General features: G+C 54.6%; 1 protein-coding gene. It reads right to left on the reverse strand.

The window, feature by feature from the left end; all coding sequences use genetic code 11:
• A partial coding sequence (locus tag HED22_RS19530; protein ID WP_175581333.1) for a proline racemase family protein occupies positions 1-664 on the reverse strand: 664 nt, incomplete at its 3' end.
• Positions 665-1041 lie beyond the last annotated feature (377 nt).

Below are 1041 nucleotides of genomic sequence, written 5' to 3' on the forward strand. Positions count from 1 at the left end.
TCTCTGGGGAAGGTGGGGGGGGGCGGCGAACTTTTCCGGGGCGAACCAAAATATCAATTGGGCTGGCATAAAGGACGACAAAAACCCCCCCGCCATATCCGATGTCGGTTGTGAATGCGCGTCCGTCTGAAAGGCGCAAGGATACGTCACCGGCAAACATAAAGGACGGGACCGATGAAAACCGTACCTTGCCGGTCTGGCCATTGCTGATCTCGACCTCGGCCCGGACCAGACCACAGGGGCATTCGATATTGACCATTGTGATCGGCTCAATCGCTTTGACCAGGCCATAATCAATCGCATAACGCCCAAGGGCGATGATCGCATGGCCGCACATGGTCGAATAGCCTTCATTATGGATGAACAGAACAGCAAGGTCGGCATCGGGCAGGCTGGGTTCGACAAGAACAGCCCCATACATGTCGTAATGGCCGCGTGGCTCAAACATCAAAAAGCGCCTGAGGTGGTCCAAATGGTCCCGTGCGTATCGGCGCTTGGCCAGAATGTCCTGGCCGGGAATCTCGGGGTAGCCCGATGTGACAATGCGAAGTGGCTCGCCGCCCGTATGCATGTCGATCACTTCAATCGGCGATGACGGACCGGGATACGATGCGGTCATTTCCGAATCAGTGCGGCCGGAATTGAGTGTTTTGTCGTCGGTCATGGGCATTGATCCGGTTTTATTGCCGCATTTTGCGCAAGTGATTCTCTGGCGGCCATAAAGCTGCGCGAACATCTTATCGGCATTATCGCGCAGAGCAATCCGATGCGGCCCCGATTTTCGGATTTTGGGCCCCTTGCAGGTCATAAAAGTGAAACCTATATATGGTTTCGCGCAAAAATTTTGCGTAACGGCATTTCTGTCATTTTTTTGCAAAAAGGTGTTTGACAGTTTTGGGAGTGGGGCCTATAACCCGCCTCCACCGACGGGGTGCGGCGCTCATGAGTGAGCGACGCGGACTGAGCGGTTTAAGGCTTCGGCCTTTGAGTTCTTTGACATTGTAGATCAGAAGGAAGGGATGCGCGGGCAGCGTTATGGCG

This window comes from Thalassospira sp. HF15 (genome assembly GCF_011806525.1).
In the GTDB taxonomy this organism is placed as follows: Bacteria; Pseudomonadota; Alphaproteobacteria; order Rhodospirillales; family Thalassospiraceae; genus Thalassospira.